The following is a 6,862-nucleotide window of genomic DNA, read 5'->3' on the forward strand; positions in this document are numbered from 1 at the left end:
CAGTTCAGGAGCTCAATGTGTCTCAAGAGCTCGTGCCACATGTGATTGATATTTCCGACGCCGTCCTTCAAGATGTCAAACGAAGGCTGGACATGACCCGCTGGCCCGACGATCCCGGTAACGAAGATTGGGGATATGGCGTCAATCTTGGTTATCTGAAGTCGCTGGTGGACTATTGGCGCAATGAATACGACTGGCGGGCTGTCGAGCGTCGTATGAATGGTTTTGCGAACTTCAAGACGGTCCTTGACGGTGTCGATATCCATTTCATCCACGAAAAGGGCAGCGGCCCGAAGCCGGTGCCGCTCATCATCACACATGGCTGGCCGTGGTCATTCTGGGACATGAAGAAGATCATTCGGCCGCTCGCCGATCCGGCGGCGTTCGGCGGCGATCCGGCGGATGCCTTCGACGTCATCGTGCCATCTTTGCCCGGCTACGGCTTTTCCGGACCACCTCCACGTGCGGGCATCAGCTTCTCGGGCACGGCCGATCTTTGGCACCGCCTGATGACCGAGCAACTGGGGTATGACAGATATGCCGCGAGCGGCGGCGACTGGGGCGCACTCATCTCTTCGCAGCTTGGTCACAAACATGCTGCCCATCTCCATGGCGTTCACCTCATGCATCCCATGCTGCTAGACCAATTCAATAGCGAGCGGCCGTGGGACGTGACCGCTCGTGCCTGGGACACCGGCAAGATCCGGCCGCCGGCAAATGTGATGAAGTTTGTGTCGCACTTCGCCGTGCAGGTCCTCGATCCGCAGACATTGGCCTATGGATTGACGGATTCGCCGGTCGGGCTTCTGGCATGGCTATTGGAGCGGTGGCGCGCCTGGGGAGATGGCGATGGAGATCCGGAAAAGGTCTATTCCCGCGAGCACATGATTACGACGGCGATGCTCTACTGGGCGACCGGAACTGCTGCATCCTCGATGCGCGCCTACGCCGACGCCGCGCGTTTCCCCTGGCAGCCGTCGCACGACCTGGTTCCCGTCGTGCAAGCGCCAACGGGCATCACCTTTCTCGGGGGAGAAAATCCGCCGGGAGTGGCAACCGACAGGCGCATCGAAGTGTTTCGATCGGGTCCGCGCGCTGGCTTCTTCAACACGGTCTATCTAAACGCTCACGAAACCGGCGGCCACTTCGGCTACTACGAAAACCCCGAGGCAGTGATCACCGATATTCGTACGATGTTTAGATCCCTTCGCAACTAGACGAGAAATCGGAACGCGGCGACACGGGTCAAGCAGCCCGCGCCTGTTTGATCAAGTCGCGAAGCTCGTCTTTGGTCAGCACGCCGGAAGAGGTCGCTCTTCCGATGACGAAGGACGGGGTGCCGCCGAAATTGAAGGCCAGCGCCTGATTGTAATTCCGTGTTAGAAGATCGGAAATCTTCTTATCATTGCGCCGCACTGCTTCGGCGATCTTCGAGAGATCGAGCCCGGCCGATGTCAGAAGTCTTTTGACATCGTCTTGGCTGAGCGAGGCGGGCGTTGCCATCAACGCTTCCATTGCCTGTTTGTAGGCGCCAAGTTCGTTTGCACCGAGCACCGCTTGCGACGCGAAAACTGAAACGTCGCCGAACACAGGCCAGTCCTTCATGATCAGCCGGACATTGCCATCTTCGGCGATGACCGATTCCACGTCCGGGTGGCTTTTCTTGCAATAGGGGCATTGATAGTCGAAAAACTCGACGATGGTCACGTCACCCTTGGGGTTGCCGAGAACCGGAGCATCCGGATCGCGGAAGACTTCGTCCTCCGTCAACTTCTGGGCAAAACCAAGCCGGGGAGCCGATACGGCAGCAACGACGCCGCCGACGGCGATCGAAAGGAATTGTCTGCGAATAAACATCTCGGTTTCCTGTTAGAGAACATTCTCGGTAGGGGCTTAAGCGCCGTCGCTCATGGCTGCAGCCGCTTTCAGGACTTCATCGGTGCCGAACTCTCCCACCAGCCGTTTCCCGGTCTGCTGGCGATCGGACGGCAAGAAAATCATCGTCGGCGGTCCCACCACATCGAGCTCGCGCATGAGCTCACGTTGTTCATGGCTGATATTGGTGAGATCGACCTTGAACGTCTTCAGAGGCGGCAACGCATTGGCGACATCAGGACTGGAGAAAACGTTTCGATCGATCGAGCGGCAACTCACGCACCAATCGGCAGTGAAATAGACAAGGCTCGCCTTACCAGATGAACGCGCCGCATCGAGTTGAGCAGTCAGTTGCGACATTGAGGACAGCAAGGCCATCTGATCCTCCGGATCTACCCGGGCGGCCGTTCGCACGCTGCCAAACCTGTTAAGCGGGCGCACGGGATCGATGGAACCGCTGGCAAGGCCGACAACGAGTAGCACTGAATAGAGGGCCGCGAGAAGCCCAAGCGACTGTACACCCATGCGCACGGGCGTTGTGCGGCCCTTCGTGACGTTAAAGGCATCCAGGAAGACGGCGATCGCCATTGCCCAGACAGCCCACAGGCCAAGAGGCAGCCTTTGTGGGATCACCGGCTCCGCCATCCAGATCGCGAAGGCGAAGAACACGAAGCCGAATACATGCTTGACCGAGGTCATCCACGCCCCGGTGCGCGGTAAGGCCTGAGAGCCGACCGTCCCGAAAATCACCAGCGGAACGCCCTTGCCGAGGCCGAGCGCAAACAGCAGCGCTGCCCCAAGAGCAATATCCCCCGTACGAGCGACATAAAGCAAAGCTGCGGCAAGAGGCGCTGTCACACAGGGACCGATGATGAAGGCCGAGGAAAATCCAAGTACAGCAGCCGAGCCAACCGACCCGCCCCGCCGCCTGTCCGACCGGCTGAGACGCGCCACCCACGCCGAAGGTAGCTGCAGTTCGAACAGACCGAACATCGACAACGCAAGGAGGGCAAATATGAGTGCAATTGCACCGACCGTGACCGGCGATTGCAGGGCGATCTGCAAGTTCTCTCCTGTCCAGGCAGCGGCCGCCCCGAAGATCGCGAACGCTGAGGCGAGCCCTATTGCATAACTACCCGACAGGACGAAACCGCGCCGCGCATTCAGCTTTTCCCCTTCGCGCGCAAGCGTGGCAGCCAGAATCGGGTAAAGCGGAAAAACGCACGGGGTGAAGGCTAAGAGAATGCCAAAGCCAACGAAGGCGCTCAGAAGGAGCGGAACCCCGCCACGCGACAGAAAGCCGCCAACGATCTCTTCCTCATTCGCCGAAGCCACGATCGTCGTAGGCTGCGTGGATCCTTGCGTTCCCGTCGCACTATCGGTCGTTGCCGCATTGGACCATGCCGATTGTCCGCCCGTTGGAGGTGAAAACACCGGCTGTTCGGACACTGCAAGCGTTGTCGGATCGATGATCCGCCTGGCGGGCGGATAACAGAGACCATGCTCCTGGCACCCCTGGTATGTGACGGTCACCGAAGAACCCACAGGACCAAGCTCGGCTTCCGCGCGATCAAAATAGACCTCCGATTTTCCGAAATTCGGGTCAATCTTTTCCGTCCCGGGAAATGTAACCAGCGGGACTGAAGAGCCGTCTACGGTTTTGGCTGACAGATATTGGCGGTAGAGATAATATCCTGGCGGCATCTGCCAGCGCAGGTGGATAGATCCCGATGGCGTGCGATCCACGGAAAACTTGAAAGCGTCATTCATCGCCAGCGGTGTCTCAGCTGCGAGCCCAGGGCTGACGCCAAAAATACACAGGAAGACAAAGGCCAGGAGGCGCATTGCTTTGTTAACCCACCCAGCCTCTAGGCGACTTGCCGTGCCGGCTGGCCTACATAGTCGGCCATCGCGCGAAGCAAGCCATCTGCGTCTTCAGGTTCGGCGTCCAGCAGATCGGCCAGAGCCGCAATCACCTCCCTCCTGTTCCAACCCATCGCTGCCGCTCGATCAATCAGGCAGTTGAGATCGGTGACAACCGCTCTTTGACAATCACGAAGTCGATTTGAGTGGCTGTGGGAGATACGAGGTGCAGAAATCATGGCTTGGGACCTTAAGAAGGGCGTCGAGGTTTCGCCCGCCCGCCAGACGGACGGGCGGTCTTGATGAGGGCGCCAGTCAGGGAGCAGGCTGTGCCCTCACAGTGTCCCAATTGGCATTTGCTTTTTTGATGTAGCCGCCGATATCCGACCGCCAGGTTTTCGCGACGTCGTCGTTATAGTTGAGGTAAAGCTTGTCATTGACGACGGTGAAGGCCTGCGGCTGGGTAGGCGCCTTGTGCCCCTCGGCGGTTCCGAAGGCGCAATACCCGCCATATTGCGGGGCATAGTGTCCCGGGTCCTTCGCGAAGGTATCGCGGTGTGCCGCGGATGCGAAGTAGAAGGTGGCGCCCTTGTAGGAGGTCGAAAATTCCTGACTTCCTTTTACCGGCTTATGGTCGGTGAAATAGGCAACAGCATCGTAGCCGTTGATGGCAACACCGTTCGCTGCGTAGATCTCATCGGCGAACGCAATCGAGGCCGAAGAAAACGCAACAAGAGCTGCAGCCGCAAACGGCATGATACGCGGGATGAACAGGGTCATGATCTTTCCTTTGGAGTTGAGACGAACGCACCCTGTTCGAAAGCGATAGGCGAAGTGTTACAGCTTGCAGCGTTCACGAAGTCGTGCTTGCCGGCTGGGCCTATTGTGAGCACATCGCAAGAGCGACCTGAGCCCGAAGCTGCTGGATCTCCCGATCCTTTTCGGCCGATTCACGCAGCAACTGATCGAAACGAGCATCGTTTGCCCGAGAGATTTCCCAGAATGTTACCTTGAAGATTATAGGGGTAGTGGAGGCCGGTTCGGGGAAGCTGGCAGGCTCCTGCGGCGACGGGTTTTCCGCCGTTGCCCTCCCCCAAACCTTGAGCGTGCAGTCGCCGCCGACATCGATGCGAACGACAGCTTCAACACTAGCGTCCGCCCGGCCTGCGGCATGGCGATATGCAGTCGTTCCGACATGAACCCGCAGCGTGGAAGCATCGATCACGTGTGGCAGCAACGCGCCAGCGGTTTCAACTTCGAAGACAATGCCTGGACGAACCCGGGAGAAATCGATCGGGAGCTCCCGCTCGGACTGTAAAAGGTGCGCAATGCTCGGTGTGATCACCTGCTCCCAAACGGCCGCGCCTTCTCCAAAGTGGTGGACGATAGCGTGGCCCATGCTGGGACATACGACTGAATGCAGCATGATGAGTTCCTTTGTACCCCGAGGACCGAACGTCTCGGCCAACCTCGCGAAGGCTGAACGCCTCGCTGTTGACTAATTCGCAGGATGCCGGCCGGTTGTTACAGGGAGCTTCAGCTAAATTTCGGGACAAAGATCATCGAGGAAAGCCGATAGCCGTCAGGCCCGCGTCAAGCATGTCGGCACGAGCTTCGTGGCCGCCATTGTGGATGCACATGATGCTGTCGCCCCGCATGCAGCCGGGAACATCGTTACATTTGATGTCGTCGAGCGTGATCGTCTTCGGATCCTCGGCATCGCATTTCGCTCGTGAGCGTAGGATCGCCACGCTGTCATAAGCATTCCCTTGATGAAACTGGCCCCCGAGAGAGCGTCCCGCCAAGGGAAAAGTCTGATCGGCGGTTCCATGAAAGTGAATCATAGGGGGGATTTCTGCAACGCAATCCTCGGCTTTTGGAAGCGGATCCCAAAATACCCCGGAGAAAGTGAGCATCGCAGCCGCCTTCTCCCCCTGCTGACAGGCGGTGTACCAGGCCATGGAGGCGCCAATGGAAAATCCTCCGATAATCGTTTTATCCGGGGTGAAACCGTAGCGCTGTCTCAGGTCGTCCAGGATATCGGTTATAAATCGCTTTTCGTCTCTCCCCGGACGGGCGCTGTTCGGAAAAGACCAGCTTCCATTGGTACCATCGACCGCCACGAAAGCGAGATGATGTGACTCGGTTGTATCAACAAGAGGACGTTGCTGCATTTGCAGTTCGGCGGAACTTTTATAGCCATGAAAGAAAACGTAGGCGCCCCGAATATCGCCATCTTTCGGAATCTCGATCCGATAGTTGCCGTCCTTCACGCGACAAGCCACGGAGCCGCCGCAAGGAACCGCAGCGTGCGAGGCGCTCGACATCGCCGCGAGGGCCAGACACCAGAATAAAGTGGATCTAATCACAGGCTCCTCCCTCCGCATGGTATTGGTGAATGCGTAGGGCCTTGGGCGGCCGTAGGCAATTTACCCGAAGATCAAATTAGCGAGAGAACGCCTCGTTTACGAAAGGGCGAAAGCATCGCTTTTTATCCGGATCACCGCTTTGGCCATTGTGTATGGTCTCCATATTCCATGTCCGGGCAGTCGGCGACCTCGTCGGCGGCTGTTTGTGTTGACCCTCGCCGGCTGGACGGGGTTTTGCATTGTCGACGCTTCATTCACCACAGTTGCAATGATCATCTTTAGAGTCGCCACTCTGGCCGAGAGACGCCAGATAAATCAGTTAAGGAGAGAGACGTCCGCTACGCTTGAACGCGCCATTCCGTCCTCCGGAGAAATGATTCCGGTGGTCGGCTGCGGAACGTGGCAAACGTTTGACGTCGACCCTTCGGGAGAGGAGATCGACGGGCCGACCGCGGTAGTCTCCTCGATGATCCGAGGTGGGGGCCGCCTCATCGACAGCTCCCCGATGTACGGAACGGCTGAACAGGTCACCGGAGAAATCCTGTCGCGGGGAATGCTGCGCGACCAGGTTTTCCTGGCGACAAAGGTATGGACGCGCGGTAGACAGCAGGGCGTCGATCAGATGGAGCGTTCGTTCAGGCTGCTCCAGACCAGGGTTATCGACCTGATGCAGGTTCATAACCTCCTTGACCTCGAGACGCATCTCCCGACCCTACAGGAATGGAAAGCACAAGGCCGCATCCGCTATCTTGGTG

At 58.2% G+C, this 6,862-nt stretch carries 7 protein-coding genes; 2 read left to right on the forward strand and 5 right to left on the reverse strand.

Going from position 1 to position 6,862, the window contains the following annotated elements:
- Positions 1 to 41: 41 nt before the first annotated feature.
- A complete protein-coding gene (locus tag ACPYOP_RS29270; RefSeq protein ID WP_481413763.1) occupies positions 42 to 1,217 on the forward strand; it encodes an epoxide hydrolase family protein in 1,176 nt (391 codons plus the stop codon).
- 28 nt (positions 1,218 to 1,245) lie between these two features.
- Here the strand turns inward: ACPYOP_RS29270 and ACPYOP_RS29275 are convergent, their stop codons facing one another.
- From ACPYOP_RS29275 to ACPYOP_RS29295, 5 genes are all read right to left on the reverse strand, one after another.
- Positions 1,246 to 1,857 (reverse strand): DsbA family protein, encoded by a 612-nt coding sequence (locus tag ACPYOP_RS29275; protein ID WP_481413756.1) that lies wholly within the window; start codon positions 1,855 to 1,857, stop codon positions 1,246 to 1,248.
- A gap of 36 nt (positions 1,858 to 1,893) precedes the next feature.
- Positions 1,894 to 3,720 carry a protein-disulfide reductase DsbD gene (dsbD, locus tag ACPYOP_RS29280; RefSeq protein WP_481413757.1) on the reverse strand — a complete coding sequence of 609 codons (1,827 nt, stop codon included), beginning with the start codon at positions 3,718 to 3,720 and terminating at the stop codon, positions 1,894 to 1,896.
- Positions 3,721 to 4,053: 333 nt separating this feature from the next.
- Positions 4,054 to 4,518, reverse strand: a complete 465-nt coding sequence (locus ACPYOP_RS29285) for a YHS domain-containing (seleno)protein (RefSeq protein WP_481413758.1) — start codon at positions 4,516 to 4,518, stop codon at positions 4,054 to 4,056.
- A 100-nt stretch (positions 4,519 to 4,618) separates the two neighbouring features.
- Complete coding sequence (locus tag ACPYOP_RS29290; protein WP_481413759.1) at positions 4,619 to 5,164, reverse strand: hypothetical protein; 546 nt, start codon at positions 5,162 to 5,164, stop codon at positions 4,619 to 4,621.
- Positions 5,165 to 5,297: 133 nt separating this feature from the next.
- Complete coding sequence (locus tag ACPYOP_RS29295; RefSeq protein WP_481413760.1) at positions 5,298 to 6,107, reverse strand: CE1 family esterase; 810 nt, start codon at positions 6,105 to 6,107, stop codon at positions 5,298 to 5,300.
- A gap of 205 nt (positions 6,108 to 6,312) precedes the next feature.
- On the opposite strand from ACPYOP_RS29295, the gene ACPYOP_RS29300 reads away from it, so the two are divergent.
- Positions 6,313 to 6,862, forward strand: a 550-nt coding sequence (locus ACPYOP_RS29300) for an aldo/keto reductase (protein ID WP_481413761.1), incomplete at its 3' end; no start/stop codon positions are given.

This window comes from Rhizobium sp. KNZ2-6A (genome assembly GCF_056755475.1).